The sequence below is a fragment of the Streptomyces paludis genome (assembly GCF_003344965.1).
GTDB classification, from domain to species: Bacteria; Actinomycetota; Actinomycetes; order Streptomycetales; family Streptomycetaceae; genus Streptomyces; species Streptomyces paludis.
This window is the reverse complement of the sequence record NZ_CP031194.1, coordinates 736,160-756,967: the sequence shown is the minus strand read 5'-3', so window position 1 is coordinate 756,967 and position 20,808 is coordinate 736,160. Positions and strand designations below refer to the sequence as shown.

17 protein-coding genes and 1 riboswitch are annotated in these 20,808 nt (G+C 74.4%); of the genes, 15 read left to right on the top strand and 2 right to left on the bottom strand.

Annotation, left to right across the window (positions count from 1 at the left end; genetic code table 11):
- Positions 1–110: 110 nt before the first annotated feature.
- Positions 111–2,339 (top strand): primosomal protein N', encoded by a 2,229-nt coding sequence (locus DVK44_RS03210; RefSeq protein WP_114658231.1) that lies wholly within the window; start codon positions 111–113, stop codon positions 2,337–2,339.
- A 57-nt stretch (positions 2,340–2,396) separates the two neighbouring features.
- On the opposite strand, the gene DVK44_RS03205 is transcribed toward DVK44_RS03210, so the two are convergent.
- Entirely contained in the window at positions 2,397–2,885 is a 489-nt protein-coding gene (locus DVK44_RS03205; RefSeq protein ID WP_114658230.1) for a hypothetical protein, read from the bottom strand.
- A gap of 226 nt (positions 2,886–3,111) precedes the next feature.
- Between DVK44_RS03205 and fmt the strand changes: the two genes are divergently transcribed.
- The 9 genes from fmt (at position 3,112) to DVK44_RS03160 (ending at position 14,000) form a co-directional block, all read left to right on the top strand.
- Positions 3,112–4,041: a methionyl-tRNA formyltransferase gene (gene fmt, locus DVK44_RS03200; protein WP_114658229.1), complete on the top strand. Its 930-nt coding sequence runs from the start codon at positions 3,112–3,114 to the stop codon at positions 4,039–4,041.
- A gap of 90 nt (positions 4,042–4,131) precedes the next feature.
- Positions 4,132–5,559, top strand: coding sequence for an RsmB/NOP family class I SAM-dependent RNA methyltransferase (locus DVK44_RS03195; RefSeq protein ID WP_114658228.1), 1,428 nt, complete (start codon positions 4,132–4,134; stop codon positions 5,557–5,559).
- A gap of 105 nt (positions 5,560–5,664) precedes the next feature.
- Positions 5,665–6,348: a ribulose-phosphate 3-epimerase gene (gene rpe, locus DVK44_RS03190; protein ID WP_114658227.1), complete on the top strand. Its 684-nt coding sequence runs from the start codon at positions 5,665–5,667 to the stop codon at positions 6,346–6,348.
- A gap of 140 nt (positions 6,349–6,488) precedes the next feature.
- Complete coding sequence (locus DVK44_RS03185; RefSeq protein WP_114658226.1) at positions 6,489–7,505, top strand: sugar-binding transcriptional regulator; 1,017 nt, start codon at positions 6,489–6,491, stop codon at positions 7,503–7,505.
- 163 nt (positions 7,506–7,668) lie between these two features.
- Positions 7,669–9,126 carry a GuaB1 family IMP dehydrogenase-related protein gene (locus tag DVK44_RS03180; RefSeq protein WP_114664865.1) on the top strand — a complete coding sequence of 486 codons (1,458 nt, stop codon included), beginning with the start codon at positions 7,669–7,671 and terminating at the stop codon, positions 9,124–9,126.
- Between the two features lie 163 nt (positions 9,127–9,289).
- Positions 9,290–9,763, top strand: a complete 474-nt coding sequence (locus DVK44_RS03175; protein ID WP_114658225.1) for an Lrp/AsnC family transcriptional regulator — start codon at positions 9,290–9,292, stop codon at positions 9,761–9,763.
- A gap of 152 nt (positions 9,764–9,915) precedes the next feature.
- Complete coding sequence (locus DVK44_RS03170; RefSeq protein WP_114658224.1) at positions 9,916–10,725, top strand: carbon-nitrogen hydrolase family protein; 810 nt, start codon at positions 9,916–9,918, stop codon at positions 10,723–10,725.
- A 96-nt stretch (positions 10,726–10,821) separates the two neighbouring features.
- A complete protein-coding gene (locus tag DVK44_RS03165) occupies positions 10,822–12,483 on the top strand; it encodes a flavin monoamine oxidase family protein (protein WP_114658223.1) in 1,662 nt (553 codons plus the stop codon).
- 266 nt (positions 12,484–12,749) lie between these two features.
- Positions 12,750–14,000 (top strand): glycoside hydrolase family 6 protein, encoded by a 1,251-nt coding sequence (locus DVK44_RS03160; protein WP_228446969.1) that lies wholly within the window; start codon positions 12,750–12,752, stop codon positions 13,998–14,000.
- A gap of 7 nt (positions 14,001–14,007) precedes the next feature.
- Here the strand turns inward: DVK44_RS03160 and DVK44_RS03155 are convergent, their stop codons facing one another.
- Entirely contained in the window at positions 14,008–15,225 is a 1,218-nt protein-coding gene (locus DVK44_RS03155) for an MFS transporter (protein WP_114658221.1), read from the bottom strand.
- 157 nt (positions 15,226–15,382) lie between these two features.
- On the opposite strand from DVK44_RS03155, the gene DVK44_RS03150 reads away from it, so the two are divergent.
- The 5 genes from DVK44_RS03150 (at position 15,383) to DVK44_RS03130 (ending at position 20,741) form a co-directional block, all read left to right on the top strand.
- Positions 15,383–16,570: an ROK family transcriptional regulator gene (locus DVK44_RS03150; protein WP_114658220.1), complete on the top strand. Its 1,188-nt coding sequence runs from the start codon at positions 15,383–15,385 to the stop codon at positions 16,568–16,570.
- A 167-nt stretch (positions 16,571–16,737) separates the two neighbouring features.
- Positions 16,738–16,868, top strand: a riboswitch (FMN riboswitch).
- Positions 16,869–17,107: 239 nt separating this feature from the next.
- Positions 17,108–18,187 carry a bifunctional diaminohydroxyphosphoribosylaminopyrimidine deaminase/5-amino-6-(5-phosphoribosylamino)uracil reductase RibD gene (ribD, locus tag DVK44_RS03145; protein ID WP_114664864.1) on the top strand — a complete coding sequence of 360 codons (1,080 nt, stop codon included), beginning with the start codon at positions 17,108–17,110 and terminating at the stop codon, positions 18,185–18,187.
- The gene (locus tag DVK44_RS03140; protein WP_114658219.1) at positions 18,188–18,799 is read left to right on the top strand and encodes a riboflavin synthase; all 612 of its coding nucleotides are present in this window, start codon (positions 18,188–18,190) and stop codon (positions 18,797–18,799) included.
- Complete coding sequence (locus DVK44_RS03135) at positions 18,796–19,446, top strand: nicotinamide mononucleotide transporter family protein (protein ID WP_114658218.1); 651 nt, start codon at positions 18,796–18,798, stop codon at positions 19,444–19,446. Before DVK44_RS03140 ends, DVK44_RS03135 begins: the two co-directional genes overlap by 4 nt.
- Positions 19,443–20,741 carry a bifunctional 3,4-dihydroxy-2-butanone-4-phosphate synthase/GTP cyclohydrolase II gene (locus DVK44_RS03130; protein ID WP_114658217.1) on the top strand — a complete coding sequence of 433 codons (1,299 nt, stop codon included), beginning with the start codon at positions 19,443–19,445 and terminating at the stop codon, positions 20,739–20,741. The genes DVK44_RS03135 and DVK44_RS03130 overlap by 4 nt, the downstream gene beginning before the upstream one ends.
- Positions 20,742–20,808 lie beyond the last annotated feature (67 nt).

The window sequence follows — 20,808 nt, the reverse complement described above, 5'->3', positions numbered from 1 at the left end:
GGCCCCGGACACCGCTGAGGTGTCCGGGGCCCCACGCCGTCGTCCGGGGCGGGTACGGCCGGACCGGTGGGCGGGGGCCGTTGTCGGAGGGGTCTGGTAGGTATGGGGCTGTGAGCGGCGACGACAGGCAGGGCGAGGGGCCCGACGGGGGTGGGCCGGAGCAGCTCGCGCTGATTCGGGAGAGTGTGCGGCAGGCGAAGGTGCCGCGGGCCAAGCCGCGGACATGGCGGGGGGCGGCGCTGGCGGGGGAGTTGCCGGTGGCGCGGGTGGTGGTGAACAAGGGGGTGCTGCATCTCGATCAGTTCTTCGACTACGCCGTGCCCGAGGAGCTGGACGAGGCCGCGCGGCCCGGGGTGCGGGTGCGGGTGCGGTTCGGGGCCGGGGCGCACCGGGTGCGGGGCGGGCGGCGCGAGGGCGGGCGGCTGATCGACGGGTTCGTGGTCGAGCGGCGGGCCGAGTCGGACTACTCCGGGCCGCTCGCCGCGCTCGCCGGTGTCGTGTCGCCGGAGCCGGTGCTCGGTGCCGAGCTGCTCGGGCTCGCGCGGGCCGTCGCCGACCGGTACGCGGGCAGCCTCGCGGATGTGCTCCAGCTGGCTGTTCCGCCGCGGAACGCGCGGGCCGAGGCGAAGCCCTCGCCGGAGCCGCTGCCGCCGCCGGACCCGCCGGAGGCGGGCACCTGGGAGCGGTATGTGAACGGGCCCGCCTTTCTCGGCGCGCTCGCCTCCGGCGGGGCGCCCCGGGCCGTATGGACCGCGCTGCCCGGGCCCCACTGGGCGGCGGAGCTGGCGCGCGCCGTCGCCGCCACGCTGGCCTCGGGGCGCGGCGCGCTTGTCGTCGTACCGGACGGGCGGGCCGCCGCGCGGGTCGACACCGCGCTCACCGAACTGCTCGGGGACGGCCGGCACGCGCTTCTCACGGCGGACGCCGGGCCCGAGAAGCGCTACCGGGAGTGGCTCGCCGTGCGGCGCGGCTCCGTCCGGGCCGTGGTCGGCACCCGCGCCGCCATGTTCGCGCCCGTACGGGACCTCGGACTCGTCGTCATCTGGGACGACGGGGACAGCAGCCACAGCGAGCCGCACGCCCCGCAGCCGCACGCCCGCGAAGTGCTGCTGCTGCGCGCCGCGCACGCCGCGTGCGCCTTCCTTGTCGGCGGTACGGGGTGCACCGTCGAGGCCGCCCAGCTCGTCGCCACCGGCTGGGCGCTGCCGCTGGCCGCGTCCCGGGAGACGGTACGGGCCGCCGCGCCGCTCGTCCGGACGATCGGCGACGGCGAACTCGCGCGGGACGGCGCGGCGCGCGCCGCCCGGCTGCCCAGCCTCGCCTGGCAGGCCGTCAGGGACGGGCTCCGTTCGGGGCCCGTGCTCGTCCAGGTGCCCCGGCGCGGTTACGTACCCCGGCTGGCCTGCGAGCGGTGCCGCACCCCTGCCCGCTGCGGGCAGTGCGCCGGGCCGCTGGAGGCCCCGCGCGAGGGGGAGTTGTGGTGCGGGTGGTGCGGGCGGGAGGAGAGCGGCCGGTGGCACTGCGCGGAGTGCGGGGGCTTCCGGCTGCGCGCGCAGATCGTGGGCGCCCGCCGGACGGCCGAGGAGCTGGGCCGCGCCTTCCCGGCCGTTCCCGTGCGCACCTCCGGCCGGGACCATGTCCTCGACTCGGTGCCCGGCCGCCCCGCGCTCGTCGTCAGCACCCCCGGCGCCGAACCCGTCGCCGAGGGCGGATACGCGGCGGCCCTGCTCCTGGACGGCTGGGCGATGCTCGGCCGGCCCGATCTGCGCGCCGGTGAGGAGGCCCTGCGGCGCTGGACGCACGCCGGGTCGCTGGTGCGCGGGCAGAGCGAGGGCGGGGTGGTGGTCGTGGTCGCCGAGCCCACGCTGCGGCCCGTACAGGCGCTCGTACGGTGGGATCCCGTCGGGCACGCGCGGCGCGAGCTGTCGGAGCGGGCCGAACTCGGCTTCCCGCCGGTCTCGCGGATGGCGGCGGTGACGGGGCCGGTGGACGCGGTCGCGCCGTTCCTCGCGTCGGCGGAGCTTCCCCCGGACGCGGAGGTGCTCGGTCCCGTACCGCTGCCGGTGGCGCCGCCCCTCGGCGACGGCGCGCGGGCGCGGGCCCGGCGGCCCGGGGATCCGCCGCCGGGGGAGCCCTGGGAGCGGGCGCTGGTGCGGGTGCCGCCGGGGAGCGGCGCGGCGCTGGCCGCCGCGCTCAAGGCCGCGCGGGCCGGGTGGGGCGCACGCGGCGCTCGCGGCGCCAGGGGCGCGAGGGGCGCACAGGGCTCGGGCGGATCCGCGGAGCCGACTGCGGATGTCGCGGCCGTCCGCGTACGGATCGATCCGCCGGACATCGGCTGAGGCGGGCTCCCTCCCGCCGGCGGGGCCGTCCGGCGGGAGGGGGGAACCGGCGTCCGGTCAGCCTCCTCTGGGGCCCGGGAAGGCCGTCGGGCGGGACTCCTCCCGCAGGGCCGCGGTCGGCTGCGGCGGCATGGAGCGGGCGGCCGGGACCGCCGGGGCCGCGCCGGGCAGCGGGTCGGGCACGGTGGGCTGCGGGGTGGCCCGCCGGGTGCCGTAACGCCGGTGCACCGCCTGCTTGGTGACCCCCAGCGCCGAGCCCACCGCGTCCCACGAGAAGCCCAGCGAGCGGTCGAAGTCCACCGCCGCCGTCACCAGGGTCTCGACACTGTCCCTCAGCTCCTGTGCGAGGCGGACGGTCGGGGCGGGCGCCCTGCCGTAGACGACGAAGCCCGTGGATGGGCCCGAACGGCGCGGGCGGTAGACATTGCCCAACTGGGCGGTGAGCGTGCGCAGTGCGTCCACCTGCCGACGTACGCGCTCGATGTCCCGCACCAACAGGTGCAGACTTGCCCGGGCTTGTGCGTCGTGGGTTGCGTGGTCGGCCATGAACAAGCCTCTCGAACCGGCGTTGAAAAGGAGGGACCGCACCCGTGCGGTCCGCGTGGTCAATCTCTCTTGACAACGCGCCACCTGGTGATCTGGTCACGCTACGGAGGCGTATGCGCATATGCGCGGGGCGCACGGGCCGTCGTACGCCCCCTGCGCGGGGCCCATAGACTGGTGGGCCGTTCCGGGTCAGCACGCAGTACGTACGAGAGGCAGTCAGCCACCGATGAAGCTCGTCTTCGCCGGCACCCCCGAGGTCGCCGTACCCGCCCTGGACGCCCTCATCGCGTCCGACCGGCATGACGTCGTCGCCGTCGTGACCCGGCCCGACGCGCCGTCGGGGCGCGGGCGCCGGCTCGTCGCCAGCCCGGTCGCGCAGCGTGCCGAGGAGGCGGGCATCGAGGTGCTCCGGCCGGCGAAGCCGCGCGACGAGGACTTCCTGGCGCGGCTGCGCGAGATCGCCCCGGACTGCTGCCCGGTCGTCGCGTACGGCGCGCTGCTGCCGAAGGCAGCACTGGACATCCCCGCGCACGGCTGGGTGAATCTGCACTTCTCGCTGCTGCCCGCCTGGCGCGGCGCCGCGCCCGTGCAGCACGCCGTGCTGCACGGCGATGAGCTGACCGGCGCGGCCACGTTCCTCATCGAGGAGGGCCTCGACTCCGGGCCCGTCTACGGGGTGCTCACCGAGCACGTCAGGCCCACGGACACCAGCGGTGACCTGCTGACCCGGCTGGCGTTCGCCGGCTCCGGGCTGCTCGCCGCGACCATGGACGGCATCGAGGACGGCACCCTCAAGGCCGTACCGCAGCCCGCCGAGGGCGTCTCGCTCGCGCCCAAGCTCAGCGTCGAGGACGCGCGCGTGGACTGGGCGGCGCCCGCGCTGCGCGTCGACCGGGTGGTGCGCGCCTGCACCCCCGCGCCCGGCGCGTGGACCGTCTTCCGCGGGGAGCGGCTCAAGCTGGTGCAGGCGGCGCCGGTGCCGGAGCGCACGGAGCTGGCGCCCGGGGAGCTGTCCGCGGGCAAGAACCAGGTGTACGTGGGCACCGGGTCGCACGCGGTCGAGCTGCTCTGGGTCCAGCCCCAGGGCAAGAAGCCGATGCGCGCCGCCGACTGGGCGCGCGGTGTGCGGATCGCTCCGGGCGAGACCGTGGGATAGCGGGTACGGGGGCAGCGGTGCCGGGGCGTGGCGCTGTCGGTCCGACGGCGTAGGGTGGGTGGGTTCGACTCTTCTCACCGCGGAGCACCTTTGAACCAGCAGGCCCCTCGCGCCAAGCAGTACCGCCGACCCAAGAAGGACCCCGTGCGGCTCCTCGCCTTCGAGGTGCTCAGGGCGGTCGACGAGCGGGACGCGTACGCGAACCTCGTCCTGCCGCCGCTGCTCAAGAAGGCCCGCGAGAAGAGCGGGTTCGAGGCGCGCGACGCCGCGCTCGCCACCGAGCTGGTGTACGGCACACTGCGCCGCCAGGGCACGTACGACGCGATCATCTCGGCCTGTATCGACCGGCCGCTGCGCCAGGTCGACCCGCCGGTGCTCGATGTGCTCGCCCTCGGCGCGCACCAGCTGCTCGGGACCCGGATCCCGACCCACGCGGCCGTCTCGGCGAGTGTCGAGCTGGCCCGGGTGGTGCTCGGGGACGGCCGCGCCAAGTTCGTCAACGCGGTCCTGCGGAAGATCTCCCGCGACGACCTGGACACCTGGGTGGAGCGGGTCGCCCCGCCGTACGAGGACGACGCCGAGGAGCATCTCGCCGTCGTCCACTCGCACCCCCGCTGGGTGGTCTCAGCGCTCTGGGACGCGCTGGGCGGCGGGCGCGCCGGGATCGAGGACCTGCTGGAGGCCGACAACGAGCGGCCCGAGGTCACACTCGTCGCCCGGCCGGGACGGGTCACCGTGGACGAGCTGATGGAGGTGCTCGGCGAGGACTCGGCGCTGCCCGGGCGCTGGTCGCCCTATGCCGTACGCCTCGCCGAGGGCGGCGAGCCCGGCGCGCTGGACGCCGTACGGGACGGGCGGGCCGGGGTCCAGGACGAGGGCAGCCAGCTGGTCGCCGCGGCCGTCGCCAACGCGCCCGTGGACGGCCCCGACGCGCGCTGGCTCGACGGCTGCGCGGGACCGGGCGGCAAGGCGGCGCTGATGGCCGCGCTCGCCGCCGAGCGCGGCGCCTTCCTGCTGGCCGCCGAGAAGCAGCACCACCGGGCCCGGCTGGTCGAGCGCGCGCTCGCCGGGAACCCCGGTCCGTACCAGGTCGTCACGGCGGACGGCACCCGGCCGCCCTGGGCGCCCGGCTCCTTCGACCGGGTCCTGGTCGATGTGCCCTGCTCGGGCCTCGGCGCCCTGCGGCGCAGGCCGGAGGCGCGCTGGCGGCGCCGCCCGGCGGATCTGGAGGGCTTCGCGCCGCTCCAGCGCGGGCTGCTGCGCGAGGCGTTCCAGGCGGTACGGGTCGGCGGCGTCGTCGGCTACGCGACCTGCTCCCCGCATCTCGCCGAGACCAGGGCCGTCGTCGAGGACGTCCTCAAGGGGCGCGGGGGACCGGCCGTCGAGGCCGAGTGGATCGACGCCAGGCCGCTGATGCCCGGCGTACCGGCGCTGGGGGACGGCCCGGACGTCCAGCTGTGGCCGCATCTGCACGGCACGGACGCCATGTATCTCGCGGTGCTCCGCCGTACCGCCTGAGCCCGCGCGGAGTGTGCGGCGAGACGCGCGGATTGCGAGGTATGGATTCGCACGGACGTCCACCGCGCGGTCCGGAGGACGTCCGGAGCATGGCAGGCTTGGCACATGGCCCAGATCAACCCCAGCATCCTGTCCGCCGACTTCGCCCGACTCGCCGAGGAGGCGAAAGCGGTCGAAGGCGCCGACTGGCTCCATGTCGATGTCATGGACAACCATTTCGTGCCCAATCTGACCCTGGGCGTCCCCGTGGTCGAGGCGCTCGGCCGGGCGACGGACACCCCGTTGGACTGCCATCTGATGATCGAGGACCCGGACCGCTGGGCCCCGCAGTACGTCGAGGCGGGCGCCGGGTCCGTGACCTTCCACGTGGAGGCCGCGGCGGCGCCCGTACGGCTGGCGCGCGAGATCCGGGCCAAGGGGGCGCGGGCGTCGATGGCGCTGAAGCCGGCGACGCCCATCGAGCCGTACGAGGATCTGCTGCCCGAGCTGGACATGCTGCTGATCATGACGGTGGAGCCGGGCTTCGGCGGCCAGGCGTTCCTGGACATCATGCTGCCGAAGATCCGCCGCACCCGGGAGCTGATCTCCAAGCACGGCCTCGAACTCTGGCTCCAGGTCGACGGCGGGGTCTCGGCCGCCACCATCGAACGGTGCGCCGAGGCGGGCGCCGACGTGTTCGTCGCCGGTTCCGCCGTGTACGGGGCGGACGACCCCGCGGCGGCCGTACGGACCCTGCGCGAGCAGGCCGCGAAAGCCACCGGCACGGCCTCCTGGGCCTGCGGACACTGAGCCGCCCGCCCCGGCGGCGTCGGCCGGGGTACGGGAACATGAACAGGGCCCGCAGGGGCCGATCAAGGACCGCCCCATCTGACAGGATGAACGGCGAAGTCCAGAGTGCGAACAGAAGTGAGGAGATCGAGGTGCCTGGTATGTCGGCAGGTCGGCCGGCCCTGCGGATGGGACCCGCGGAGCTGGTGCAGGCGGCGGCCATGGCGCGTCGCTTCTACCTGGAGGGCAAGTCCAAGATCCAGATCGCCGAGGAGTTCGGCGTCAGCCGCTTCAAGGTGGCGCGGGTCCTGGAGACGGCCCTCGAACGGGATCTCGTACGGATCGAGATCCGGGTCCCCGCCGAACTCGACGCCGAGCGCTCGGACGCGCTGCGCGCCCGTTACGGACTGCGGCACGCGGTGGTCGTCGAGTCGCCCGCCGAGGGCGAGGACGAGTCGCCCGACCCGGAGAACCTCGGTGAGGTCGCCGCCGAACTCCTCGGCGAACTGGTGGTCGAGGGCGATGTGCTCGGCCTGGCCTGGGGCCGCTCCACCATCCATATGGCCGCCGCGCTCGACCGGCTGCCGCCCTGCACGGTCGTCCAGCTCACCGGCGTGTACGACGCGGGCACCGCGGAGCGCGGCTCCGTCGAGGCCGTACGGCGCGCCGCCCAGGTCTCCGGCGGCGAGGCGCACCCGATCTACGCGCCGATGCTGCTGCCCGACCCGGCCACCGCCGCCGCGCTGCGCGCACAGCCCGGGATCGCGCGGGCCTTCGCGTACTTCGACAAGGTCACGGTCGCGGCCGTCTCCATCGGCTCCTGGGAGCCCGGGATCTCCACCGTCCACGACATGCTCACGGACGAGGAGCGGACCCACTACTCCACGCTCGGGGTCGCCGCCGAGATGTCCGCGCACCTCTTCGACGCCGAGGGCCGGCTCGTCGGCCGCGATCTGGGCGAGCGGTGCATCACGGTCGAGGCCGACCGGCTGCGCCGGATCCCGGAGGTGGTGGCGATCGCGGGCGGGCTGCGCAAGGCCGAGGCGATCGGCGCCGTACTCCGCTCCGGGCTGGTCACCAGCCTGGTCACGGACACGGCGGCGGCGGACTTCCTGCTGTCGGAGTTCACCCCGGCGCCCCGGCCGGCGCTGGAGCGCGTGGACCCGGACGCCGAGTAGCCCGTCGCGGGCCCGGCACGGGTGGAGCCGGGGGCTGGTCGATCGTACGAGGGCGTGCTCCGCGACGCTGGATGTTCGTCCGGGGGCGGTTACGGACCCCTGCGTGGGAGAATCAAGTACGTGCGTTTTCCCCGGCTCCACCGACCGGGGTACCTCCGATCGACTGGATGTTCAGCACGTGCGCTTCCTCAATGACCAGCAGCCGCCGTACGACCTCACGTACGACGACGTCTTCATGGTGCCGAGCCGGTCGGCCGTGGGCTCCCGCCAGGCGGTGGACCTCTCCGCCCCGGACGGCACCGGCACCACCATCCCGCTCGTGGTCGCGAACATGACCGCGATAGCCGGCCGCCGGATGGCCGAGACCGTCGCCCGGCGCGGCGGGCTCGTCGTCATTCCGCAGGACATCCCGATCGAGGTCGTCACCGACGTCATCTCCTGGGTCAAGACGCGCCATCTCGTGCTCGACACCCCGATCGTGCTGACCCCGCTCCAGACCGTCGGCGACGCGCTGTCCCTGCTGCCCAAGCGGGCGCACGGCGCGGGCGTGGTCGTGGACGGCGAGGGCCGGCCGGTCGGGATCGTCACGGAGCACGATCTGACCGGCGTCGACCGGTTCACCCAGCTCTCCGAGGTGATGACGAAGGACCTGGTGTCCCTCTCCGCCGACCTGGACCCGGGCGAGGCGTTCACCACGCTCGACAACGCCAACCGCAAGCTCGCCCCCGCCGTGGACGCGGACGGCCGGCTGGTCGGCGTCCTCACCCGCAAGGGCGCCCTGCGCGCCACCCTCTACACACCCGCCACCGACGCGGCGGGCCGGCTCCGGACCGCCGCCGCCGTCGGTGTCAACGGCGATGTCGCGGGCAAGGCCGCGCAGTTGCTCGACGCGGGCGTCGACACCCTTGTCGTGGACACCGCCCACGGCCACCAGGAGTCGATGATCGCCGCCGTCAGGGCGGTCCGCGCGCTCGACCCCAAGGTGCCGGTCGTCGCGGGCAACGTCGTCGCCGCCGAGGGCGTACGGGATCTGATCGAGGCCGGCGCGGACATCATCAAGGTCGGGGTCGGCCCCGGCGCCATGTGCACCACCCGGATGATGACCGGCGTCGGCCGGCCGCAGTTCTCCGCCGTCCTGGAGTGCGCCGCCGAGGCGAGGAAGCACGGCAAGCACGTCTGGGCCGACGGCGGTGTGCGGCACCCGCGCGATGTCGCCATGGCGCTCGCCGCCGGCGCGTCGAACGTGATGATCGGCTCCTGGTTCGCCGGTACGTACGAGTCCCCCGGCGATCTCCAGCAGGCGTCCGACGGGCGGCTCTACAAGGAGTCCTTCGGCATGGCCTCGGCCCGCGCCGTACGCAACCGTACGAGCGAGGAGTCGGCCTACGACCGGGCGCGCAAGGCGCTGTTCGAGGAGGGCATCTCCACCTCACGGATGTTCCTCGACCCCGCCAGGCCGGGGGTGGAGGACCTGATCGACTCGATCATCGCGGGCGTGCGCTCCTCGTGCACGTACGCGGGCGCCAACTCCCTGGAGGAGTTCGCGGCGAACGCGATCGTCGGCGTCCAGAGCGCCGCGGGCTACGCCGAGGGCAAGCCGCTGCACGCCAGCTGGGGCTGACCGGACGGGGGCCGGGCGGGAGCGGGCCCGTGTGGTCCACTGGGTACGGCGCGGGCCCGGGTCCGCGCCGTACATCCGGACCCGGCATCCGTCCCCGGCATCCGTCCCGCCCCGGCCCGCCGGCCCCTCCGTAGCCGGCTCTCGCGGAAGAGAACCACCAGCAGTGCGACTCAACGATCTCGACGAACGCATCGTCCACGCCCTCGCCGAGGACGCCCGCCGCACCTACGCCGACATCGGCTCCCGGATCGGGCTCTCCGCGCCCGCCGTGAAGCGGCGCGTCGACCGGCTGCGGGCCGCCGGGGCGATCACCGGCTTCACGGTACGGGTGGACCCGGCGGCGCTCGGCTGGTCGACCGAGGGATTCATCGAGATCTACTGCGTCCGCAACACCTCGCCGGAGGCCATCCACCGGGGTCTGGAGCGGATGCCGGAGGTGGTGGCCGCCTCCACCGTGACCGGTGAGGCCGACGCGCTCGTACAGGTCTTCGCCGCCGACATGCGCCACTTCGAGCAGGTGCTCGAACGGATCGCAGGGGAGCCATACGTCGAGCGCACCAAGTCCGTGCTCGTGCTCTCGCCGCTGCTGCGGCGGTCCTCCTCGGGTATCTCCGCGGACGTGGCGTCGGAGAGCTGAGACAACGGATCACCGGGAGGGCCGGGAAAGACGCAACGGATCGACGGCGGGCGCGCAACAGACGTGTCTTGTCCGCCGCGCGGCCCGGACCGTACGGTCGAGGCAGCCACCGGACCCCGTGTCCCCCCGTTCCGCACCATCCGAGGTCAGCCATGCCGCCGTTGCGCACCGCCCTGCTCCAGAGTTCCGGCCGCCCCGGCTCGGTCGCCGGGAATCTGGCCGCCCTGGACGAGGCGGCGGGCCGCGCCGCGGCGGCCGGCGCCGGTCTGCTGGTCTGCCCCGAGATGTTCCTGACCGGCTATGCCATCGGCGACGCCGTCCCCCGGCTGGCCGAGCCCGCGGACGGGCCGGGCGCGGCGGCCGTCGCCGAGATCGCCGTACGGCACGGACTCGCGGTGCTCTACGGCTACCCCGAGCGGGAGGGCGAGGGGGACGGCGGGCGGATCTTCAACGCGGCCCAGCTTGTCGCGGCGGACGGCACCCGCCTCGCGAACTACCGCAAGACCCATCTCTTCGGCTGCTTCGAGCAGGAGTGGTTCACCCCGGGGGAGCAGCCGGTCGTCCAGGCCGAGCTGGCCGGACTGCGGATCGGGATCATGATCTGCTACGACGTCGAGTTCCCGGAGAACGTCCGGGCCCACGCGCTCGCGGGCACCGATCTGCTGCTCGTCCCCACCGCCCAGATGCATCCGTTCCAGTTCGTCGCCGAATCCATGGTCCCGGTCCGCGCCTTCGAGAACCAGCTGTATGTCGCGTACGTCAACAGGACCGGCCAGGAAGGCGAGTTCGAGTTCGTCGGGCTGAGCTGTCTGGCCGCGCCCGACGGCGCCACCCGGGTCCGCGCGGGGCGCGGGGAGGAACTGCTCCTCGGCGAGGTCGATCCGGAGCTGCTGAGCGCCTCGCGCGCGGCCAATCCGTACCTCCTGGACCGGCGCCCGGGGCTGTACGGCTCCCTCGGCTGACCCTTCCGGCGGCCGGTTCTCCTCGGCCGGCCTCACCGTCCTCCGCGTACCTCCCTCCTCCCCGTAGCGTCCGATCTTCCGCCAGGAGCACCTCCCATGACGTCCGCGCCGCCGCCCATCACCATGGCCGGCCCCGACTTCCCTTACGCCTACGACGACTTCCTCGCCCATCCCGCCGGGCTCGGCCAGATACCGGCGACCGAGCACGGCGCCGAGGTCGCCGTCATCGGCGGCGGGCTCTCCGGCATCGTCACCGCGTACGAGCTGATGAAGATGGGGCTCAAGCCCGTGGTGTACGAGGCCGACCGCATCGGCGGCCGGCTCCGTACGGTCGGCTTCGACGGCTGCGACCCCGGGCTCACCGCCGAGATGGGCGCGATGCGCTTCCCGCCCTCCTCCACCGCCCTCCAGCACTACATCGATCTGGTGGGCCTGGAGACCCGGCCGTTCCCCAACCCGCTGGCCCCGGGCACCCCGTCGACCGTCGTGGACCTGAAGGGCGAGTCCCACTACGCGCGGACCGCCGGTGAACTGCCGCCGGTCTACCGCGAAGTGATGGACGCCTGGCACACCTGTCTGGAGGAGGGCGCCGACTTCTCCGCCATGAACCGCGCGCTGCGCGAGCGCAATGTGCCGCGTATCCGGGAGATCTGGGCGCGGCTCGTCGAGAAGCTCGACAACCAGACCTTCTACGGATTCCTCTGCGACTCCCCGGCGTTCGCCTCGTTCCGGCACCGGGAGATCTTCGGCCAGGTCGGCTTCGGCACCGGCGGCTGGGACACCGACTTCCCGCACTCCATCCTGGAGATCCTGCGGGTCGTCTACACCGAGGCCGACGACCACCACCGCTCCATCGTCGGCGGCAGCGCGCAGCTCCCGCTGCGGCTCTGGGAGCGGGCGCCCGGGAAGATCACGCACTGGCCGGCCGGTACGTCGCTGTCCTCGCTGCACGACGGCGTCCCGCTGCCCGCCGTCACCGGGCTGCGCCGCACGGCCGGTGACCAGATCACCGTGACGGACGCCTCGGGGCGGATCCGTACGTACCGGGCCGCCGTCTTCACCGCGCAGTCCTGGCTGCTGCTCTCCCGGATCACCTGCGACGACACGCTCTTCCCGATCGACCACTGGACGGCGATGGAGCGCACCCACTACATGGAGTCGACGAAGCTGTTCGTGCCGGTGGACCGGCCGTTCTGGCGGGACACGGACCCGGAGACCGGGCGGGACGTGATGTCGATGACGCTCACCGACCGGATGACCCGGGGGACGTATCTGCTGGACGACGGACCGGACCGGCCGGCCGTCATCTGTCTCTCGTACACCTGGTGCGACGACAGCCTGAAGTGGCTGCCGCTGTCGGCCGAGGAGCGGATGGAGGTCATGCTCGCGTCGCTGCGCGAGATCTATCCGAAGGTCGACATCCGCAGTCATGTGATCGGCGGCCCGGTGACGGTCTCCTGGGAGAACGAGCCCTGGTTCATGGGGGCGTTCAAGGCGAACCTGCCCGGCCACTACCGCTATCAGCGGCGCCTGTTCACCCACTTCATGCAGGACCGGCTGCCCGTGGGCAAGCGGGGGATCTTCCTGGCCGGGGACGACATCTCGTGGACGGCGGGCTGGGCCGAGGGCGCCGTACAGACCGCGCTCAACGCGGTGTGGGGCGTGATGCGGCACTTCGGGGGCGCCACGGACGCGACCAACCCCGGGCCGGGCGATCTGTACGACGCGCTCGCGCCGGTCGAACTCCCGGAGGACTGAGGCCGATTGGCGGGGCTTCCGGGGCGGCAGGCGGGGGCGGTTTCCGGCGCGGTTCCGGCGCGTCCCCTGGCGATGCGGTGGCGCGCCTACGCCAGATGTCCAGCGTGATCGGCGCCCGTGCGGGGAACGGGGGCGATATGGGGGCGGGCGTTCCGCTCCCGGCCCGTCCGGGCGGTCCGCCGCACGTAGGCTCTCGCGGGTGCCGCCGGACCGGAGTGTTGTCCGGGTGTGTCCGGGCGGCGGCCGGTACGAGGAGGGGAACATCCGTGGCGGGAACGCGTGCGCGGCGCCGGGCCGAACGACGGGAGAGGCGGCGTGCGGTCCGCCGGAACGCCATGGCCGTCGCCGCCTCGGCCGTGGTCGTGGTCGGTACGGTCAGCGGCATGATGTCGGCGGTGGGCGACCGGTCCGCGCGCGGCTCCGAGACGCCGGAGGTCGCTCTGGCGACGCCGTCGTTCGTTCCGCTGCCCGGGATCCCGGCGCCCGCGGCCACCCCGTCGCACCCGGCCCCGGAGCCGTCCGCCGCGTCCTCCGCCGCGTCCGCGTCACCGGCGCGCCTGGTCCCGTCGCCCGGGTCGGCCCCGGCCCCCTCGGTGGCGTCCGCGCCGCCCCCGGCGGCCCGTACGGCCAAGCCCGCGGCCCGTACGGAACCGGCCGCCGGCCCGCTCTACCGCCACCCCGAGTCCCAGGTGCTCGACTGGGTCGGCGCGCACCGGGACGACCCCCGGCGCCCGCTCATCGAGTCCCGGATCGCGGCGCGGCCCGCCGCCGTCTGGTTCGCCTCGTACAACCCCGGGACCGTCACCCGCGAGGTCCGCGAGGTGACGGCGGGGGCCGCGGCGGCCGGGCGGGTGCCGGTGCTCGTGCCGTACGCGATCCCCGACCGGGACTGCGGCGGCGCCTCGCAGGGCGGGGCGCCCGACACCGCCGCGTACGACGGCTGGATCCGGGACTTCGCGGCCGGGCTCGGCGACGGACCCGCCATCGTGATCCTCGAACCGGACTCCGTCGCGCTCTCCGACTGCCTCGACGGCCCGGCGCGCGCCGCGCGGTACGCGTCCCTGGCCCGCGCGGGCCGTACGATCCACGCCGCCGCCCCCGGCGCGAAGGTCTACTTCGACGCGGGCCACTCCGGCTGGCACGCCGCGCCGAAGCAGGCAGCCCTGCTGCGCGCGGCCGGCGCGGCGGAGAGCGGGGACGGCATCTTCACCAACGTCTCCAACTTCCACCGCACCGCCGACGAGGCCGCCTACGCCCGCCGGGTGCTCGGCGCGCTCGGCGGTCCGGCCCGGCTCGGCGCCGTCATCGACACCAGCCGCAACGGCAACGGCGCGCCGCCCGACGGCGAGTGGTGCGATCCGGCGGGCCGCGCGCTCGGCCGGGCACCGACGACGGACACCGGCGAGGCCCGTATCGACGCGTACCTCTGGGTCAAGCTGCCGGGGGAGGCGGACGGCTGCGCGGGCGCGGCCGGTTCGTTCACCCCGGAGTACGCCTACGCGCTGGCGAAGGGCTGACGGAGCGTCAGGCCGGGCCCGCCGCGCCGGACTTCGCCGCCGAGGACGCCCCGGAGGCCGCCCGCCGGTCGCCCGTACGCAGCACCCCGGCGCCCGCCACCAGCCCGCAGGCCAGCACGGTCACCAGCCCGAAGGACACCACCAGCGAGGTCGCCTCGGCGATCGCGCCGATCGCCGAGGGGGCGATCAGACCCGAGGTGTACGTGATCGTCGCCACCCCCGCGATCGCCTGGCTCGGGTTCGGCCCCGACCGCCCGGCCGCCGAGAAGGCGAGCGGGACGACCACGGCCACACCGAGCCCCATCAGCCCGAAACCGGCCATCGCGAGCGCCGGATGCGGAGCCACGACGACCAGCAGCCCGCCCGCCCCGGCCAGTACCCCGCCCGCCCGGACGGTCCGTACGCCGCCGAACCGGTCGACCACCTTGTCGCCCACCAGCCGCGCCACGGCCATGGTCAGCGCGAAGGCCGTGGTCGAGGCCGCCGCGACCCCGGGCGAGGTGCCGAGGATGTCCCGCAGATAGACGGCCGACCAGTCCATGCTCGCGCCCTCCGCGAAGACGGCGCAGAACCCGACCGCCCCGATCAGCAGCGCCGACCTGGGCGGCAGCGCGAAGGCGGGCGGCGCCGGGGCGTCGGGCGCGGCGGGCGGGTCCAGCACGCCCCGGCAGGCGAGAACTCCCAGCAGGGTCAGCGCGAGCGCCGCGATCAGGTGGTGCAGCCGGGCGTCGCTGCGCAGATGCGCGGCCACCGTGCCGGCCGCCGACCCGATCAGCGCGCCCACGCTCCACATGCCGTGCAGACTGGACATGATCGACTTGCCGAGCCGCTCCTCGGTCTCCACCCCGATCGCGTTCATCGCGACGTCCGACATGCCGGAGGTCGCGCCGAACACGAAGAGCGCCGCGCAGAGCGTGAGGAGATTCGGCGCCAGGGCCGGCAGCGTCAGCGAGAGGGTCCACAGCGCGAGCAGCCCGCGCAGCGCGTTCCGCGCGCCGAAGCGGTGGCTGATGGCCCCGGCCACCGGCATCGTCAGCGACGCGCCGAGCGCGGGGAACGCGAGCGCCAGCCCCAGCTGGCCCGCGCTGATCCCCGCGTGGTCCTGGATCCAGGGGATACGGGTGGCGAAGCTGCCGGTGACCGCTCCGTGCGCGCAGAAGACGGTGGCGACGGCGATCCTGGCCCGCCGCAACCGCGCTGTGTCGTCGTCCACTTCGGCCGCCATCCCGTTCCGTCCTTCGTGTCGCGCGGTGTCCCGCCGTGTCCCGTCGTGGTCCCGCCGTGTCGCGCCGGTCCGCCGTCGCCCGGCGCCGCCGTAAATTATCAGGAAGCCTGCCTGATAAATAGAGCCACTCGCGCTCCCGATCTGGAAGGATCCCGGCATGGCCGCATCCCCGAGCACCGCCAGGGTCATCAACGACCGGCTCGCCCTCGGGCTGCTCCAGCGGGAAGGTCCCCTGACAGCAGGGCAGTTGAAGACGCTCACCGGGCTCTCCCGGCCGACGGTCGCCGATCTCGTGGAGCGGCTCCAGGACTCCGGTCTGGTCCGTGTCGTCGGTGAGACCGGCGACCGGCGCCGGGGCCCCAACGCCCGGCTGTACGGGATCGCCGCCGACCGCGCCCATCTCGCGGGCCTCGACGTACGCACCCACAGCGTCGCCGTCGTCGTCGCCGACCTGCTCGGCACCCCTCTCGCGGAGGCCGTCGCGCCCATCGGCGCCGACACCGCGACCGAGGCCGCCGTCGACCGCGCCGTCGCGCTGCTCGACCGTACGGCGCGGGAGGCCGGCGCCGTCCCCCTGCACAGCGTCGGGATCGGTGCCCCCGGGCTCGTCGACCCCGGCACCGGTGAGCTGCGCGACACCACCGGACTGCCCGCCTGGCACCGGCGGCTGGCCGCCGCCCTCCAGGAACGGCTGCCCGCCACCGTCGTGGTGGAGAACGAGACCAATCTGGCCGCCCTAGCGGAACAGCGCCTCGGCGCGGCCCGGGGGCATGAGACCTTCGTCCTGCTCTGGCTCGGCCACGGCGTCGGCGCGGCCGTCGTGCTCGACGGCCGGCTCCGCAGGGGCGCCTCGGGCGGCGCGGGAGAGATCGGCTTCCTGCCCGTGCCCGGCACCGTACGGCTGCCCTCGGCGACCGGCTGCGACGGCGGCTTCCACTCCCTGGTGGGCTCGGCTGCCGTGTGCGAACTCGCCGCCGCACACGGTCTGTCGGCCGTCGCCGGGCCCCAGGAGCCGCCCGCCGCCGCCCTGGTGCGCGCGGCGGTGGCCGAGGCCGCCTCCAGTACGCCCGGCGCCTCCGGCGCGTTTCTCGATGCTCTCGCCGACCGGCTGGCCCAGGGTACGGCGGCGGTCGCCGCGGTCCTGGACCCCGGCCGGATCGTGCTCGCCGGCGAGGTCGGCCACGCGGGCGGCGCCGCCCTGGCCGGCCGGGTCGAGGAGCGGCTCGCCGTCATGTCGCCGCTGCGTACCGAGGTCAGGGCCGGTTCGCTCGGGGGCGCGGCCGTTCTGCGCGGCGCGCTGCTGACGGCGCGGGAGGCGGCGCAGGACGAGCTGTTCACCCCCTGAACCCGGCGCGGCTCACCCCCGAGCCCCGCGTCGCTCACCCCCTGATCCGAGGGCCGCGCCCCGTACCGTGTCCACGCTTCGAGACGGCCGTATCACTGTGAGCGAGGCCACAGGGCTCACCCGGATGGCCGACGGGCGCCCGTGGCACACTGGTCGGGTATCAGCAGCAGCGCACTCCGGGGTCGGTGCAATTCCGAACCGGCGGTTATAGTCCGCGACCCGTCCGCATCCAGTGGCCGGTTGACCAGGTGAGATTCCTGGACCGACGGTGAAAGTCCGGATGGGAGGCAGTGCGCGGCGGGTCCTCATGGGCACGTCGATGCCGGTGATTCGCCGGTCCCTCAGCGGACCGTCCGGATGCCCGGCCCTGGCGTTCCTCCGTGCGTGCCCGCTTCATCTGTCGTCATCGACAGGCCCCGGAGTCCGTGCCCGAAGAGGCAGGAGGACCCGGTGGCCACCGAAGCCGCACCCAGCAGTGACGCCCACGCGTACCCCGGCACGGCCGGGACCGCGGACGCCGTCACCGACGCGGACGCCATGCGCCGCGCGATCGCGCTGGCCGCCCGCGGGCTCGGCTCCACCAGCCCCAACCCCGTCGTCGGATGTGTCGTCCTCGACGCCTCCGGGCGCCCCGCCGGCGAGGGATTCCACCGCCGCGCCGGCGGCCCGCACGCCGAGGTCCACGCCCTGCGCGCGGCCGGCGACCTGGCCAGGGGCGGCACCGCGTACGTCACCCTCGAACCCTGCGCCCACACCGGCCGCACCGGCCCCTGCGCCCGCGCGCTCATCGACGCGGGCATCGCCCGGGTCGTGTACGCGGTCGCCGACCCGACCCCGCAGGCCCGGGGCGGCGCCGCCACCCTGCGGGCCGCCGGGGTCGCCGTCGAACAGGGCCTCCTCGCCGAGGAGGCCGCGGCCGGCAACGCCGCCTGGCTCACCTCCGTACGGCTCGGCCGCCCCCATGTCACCTGGAAGTACGCGGCCACCCTCGACGGCCGCACCGCCGCCGCCGACGCCACCAGCCGCTGGATCACCTCCGCCGAGGCCCGCGCCGACGTCCACCGGCTGCGCGCCGAGGCCGACGCCGTCGTGGTCGGCTCCGGCACCGCCCGGACCGACGATCCGCACCTCGCCGCGCGCGGCGTCGAGGGCGCCGTCCAGCCGCTGCGGGTCGTCGTGGACACCGAAGGCACCGCCGTACGGCCCGGCGCCCGCGTCCTCGACGCGGCCGCGCCCACCCTGATCGCGATCGCCGACGACGCGGACGCCGGCGCGCTGCCCGAGACCGTACGGCTGCCCCGCGCCGCCCGCGGTCTCGACATCCCCGCGCTGCTGGCCGCCCTGCACGCGCGCGGGGTGCGCTCCGTACTCCTCGAAGGCGGCCCGGCGCTGGCCGGGTCCTTCGTCGCCGCGGGCGCCGTCGACCGTGTCATCGGCTATCTCGCCCCCGTCCTGCTCGGCGCCGGACCCGCGGCGCTGACCGACGCCGGAATCACCACGATCACCGAGGCGTTGCGACTCCGTCTGACCGAGACCGTACGGATCGGACCCGATCTGCGGATCACCGCGGTCCCCGAGACGGCCCCCGTCACCACCCCTGTCACCAAGGAGCACTGAATGTTCACGGGAATCGTCGAAGAGCTGGGAGAGGTCACCGCCGTCGAGAACCTCGGCGACGCCTCCCGCTTCCGGCTGCGCGGCCCCGTCGTCACCGAGGGCGCCAAGCACGGCGACTCCATCGCCGTCAACGGCGTCTGTCTCACGGTCGTGGAGCTGGCCGGGGGCGAGTTCACCGCCGATGTGATGGCCGAGACCCTCAAGCGCTCCAGCCTCGGCGCCCTCGTACCCGGCTCCCGGGTCAACCTGGAGCGGCCGATGGCCCTCGGCGGCCGGCTCGGCGGACATCTCGTCCAGGGCCATGTGGACGGCACCGGCACCATCGTCGAACGCGTCCCGTCCGAGCACTGGGAGATCGTCCGGATCGCGCTGCCCGCCGGTCTGAGCCGCTACCTCGTGGAGAAGGGCTCCATCACCGTGGACGGCGTCAGCCTCACCGTGGTCGACGCGGCCGACGACCACTTCACCATCAGCCTCATCCCCACCACCCTCGCGCTGACCACGCTCGGCCTCAAGGGACCCGGCGACCCGGTCAACCTCGAAGTCGACATCATCGCGAAGCACGTGGAGCGCCTGCTCGGCGCCCGATCCGCCGAGGAGTCCGAACGGTGAGCACCCTCTCGTGGCTGAACGGCGAGGCGTTCGCCGCCTTCGGCCAGCACATCCTGTGGTCCGACATGATCGGCAACACCATCGGTCTGGCCGCTCTCGCGCTTGGCTGGCGCCGCTCGATCTGGACCTGGCCCGCCCAGTTCCTCTCCGGTGTCATCCTGGTCGGCGCCTACGCGTCCGCCCACCTCAGCGGCGGGATCGGCAAGCAGCTCCTGGTCATCGGCGTGGCGCTGTGGGGCTGGCGGCAGTGGCAGCGCGGCCGGCAGCAGGCGCAGGACGGCTCGATCGCCGTCCGGTTCGCCACCTGGCGCGAGCGCGGGGTGCTGCTCGGCGGCACGGCCGTGGGCACCCTCGCCGTCGGCGGGCTGTTCACCGCCGTACCCGAACTCTCCTGGAACCCCTGGCCCGACGCGTACATCTTCGTCGGCACCCTCGCCGCGATGGTCGCCCAGGCCCGCGGACTGGTCGAGTTCTGGTTCGCCTGGCTGCTCGTCGACCTCGTGGGCGTCCCGCTCGCCTTCAGCAGCGGACTGGCCTTCTCCGGTCTGGTGTACGTGATCTACCTCGCCCTCGTCCTGTGGGGCATGCGCGACTGGTGGCAGCGCTCCCGCGCCGGCGCCCCGTCCCTGGAAGGAGCAGCAGCATGACCACCAGCCCCCGTCCCGTCCGGTGGTACTCCACCGACAACGCCGAGGATCTCTCCCTCGACCCGGTCGAGCACGCCGTGCGCGACATCGCCGCCGGCCGCCCCGTCGTCGTCGTGGACGACGAGGACCGCGAGAACGAGGGCGACCTCGTCATCGCCGCCGAGAAGGCCACCCCCGAGATCATCGCGTTCATGATGAGCGAGTGCCGCGGACTGATCTGCGCGCCCATGGAGGGCCCGGAGCTGGACCGGCTCGAACTCCCGCAGATGGTCGGCAACAACACCGAGTCGATGCGTACGGCGTTCACCGTCTCCGTCGACGCCTCCGCCGAGCATGGCGTCACCACCGGTATTTCCGCCGCCGACCGCGCCACCACGCTCCGGCTGCTCGCCGCGGGCGACGCCGGGCCCGGCGACTTCGTCCGGCCGGGCCATGTCTTCCCGCTGCGCGCCAAGCCCGGCGGTGTCCTCGCCCGTAACGGCCACACCGAGGCGGCCGTCGATCTGGCCCGTCTCGCCGGACTGCGGCCGGCCGGCGCGATCGTGGAGATCGCCGGCGAGGACGGGGTGATGCTGCGGCTGCCCGAACTGATCCCGTTCGCCCGCAAGCACGGCCTGACGATCATCTCCATCGAAGATCTGATCGCCTACCGCAGCGGCTCCGAGCCGTCCGTACGGCGCGAGGCCGAGGTCCGCCTCCCCACCGCGCACGGCGAGTTCACCGCGTACGGCTACCGCTCCACCGTCGACGGCGTCGAGCATGTCGCCCTCGTCCACGGCGAGATCGGCGACGGCGAGGATCTGCTGGTACGGGTCCACTCCGAGTGCCTCACCGGCGATATCTTCTCCTCGCAGCGCTGCGACTGCGGCCCCCAGCTCCAGGCGTCCATGGACCGGGTGCACGCCGAGGGCCGGGGGATCGTCGTCTATCTCCGCGGCCACGAGGGCCGGGGCATCGGCCTGCTCTCCAAGCTGCGCGCGTACGAACTCCAGGAGCGCGGCCGGGACACCCTCGACGCCAATCTGGAGCTGGGCCTGCCCGCCGACGCCCGCGACTACGCGGCCGGCGCGCGGATCCTCGACGACCTCGGGGTCCGCAGCCTGCGTCTGATGACCAACAACCCGGAGAAGACCGACGCACTGGTCCGGCACGGGCTGCGGGTCCTCGGACGCGAGCCGATGCCCGTACAGGCGGGCGAGCACAACCTCCGCTATCTGCGCACCAAGCGCGACCGGATGGGCCACGACCTGCCCTGGCTCGACCCGGCCGCGGCCACCACCTGCGGCAACCAGTGACCGTCCGGACCCCGACCGGCCGGACCCCCATCCCCACCCCGTACGACACCCGAGGAGAAGAGACGAC

Bases quoted from the DNA above. Each gene is read 5' to 3' on its own strand.
- DVK44_RS03205 (WP_114658230.1), bottom strand. From the start codon at position 2,885: ATGGCCGACCACGCAACCCACGACGCACAAGCCCGGGCAAGTCTGCAC.
- fmt (WP_114658229.1), top strand. From the start codon at position 3,112: ATGAAGCTCGTCTTCGCCGGCACCCCCGAGGTCGCCGTACCCGCCCTG.
- rpe (WP_114658227.1), top strand. From the start codon at position 5,665: ATGGCCCAGATCAACCCCAGCATCCTGTCCGCCGACTTCGCCCGACTC.
- DVK44_RS03185 (WP_114658226.1), top strand. From the start codon at position 6,489: ATGTCGGCAGGTCGGCCGGCCCTGCGGATGGGACCCGCGGAGCTGGTG.
- DVK44_RS03170 (WP_114658224.1), top strand. From the start codon at position 9,916: ATGCCGCCGTTGCGCACCGCCCTGCTCCAGAGTTCCGGCCGCCCCGGC.
- DVK44_RS03165 (WP_114658223.1), top strand. From the start codon at position 10,822: ATGACGTCCGCGCCGCCGCCCATCACCATGGCCGGCCCCGACTTCCCT.
- DVK44_RS03155 (WP_114658221.1), bottom strand. From the start codon at position 15,225: ATGGCGGCCGAAGTGGACGACGACACAGCGCGGTTGCGGCGGGCCAGG.
- DVK44_RS03150 (WP_114658220.1), top strand. From the start codon at position 15,383: ATGGCCGCATCCCCGAGCACCGCCAGGGTCATCAACGACCGGCTCGCC.
- ribD (WP_114664864.1), top strand. From the start codon at position 17,108: ATGCGCCGCGCGATCGCGCTGGCCGCCCGCGGGCTCGGCTCCACCAGC.
- DVK44_RS03140 (WP_114658219.1), top strand. From the start codon at position 18,188: ATGTTCACGGGAATCGTCGAAGAGCTGGGAGAGGTCACCGCCGTCGAG.
- DVK44_RS03130 (WP_114658217.1), top strand. From the start codon at position 19,443: ATGACCACCAGCCCCCGTCCCGTCCGGTGGTACTCCACCGACAACGCC.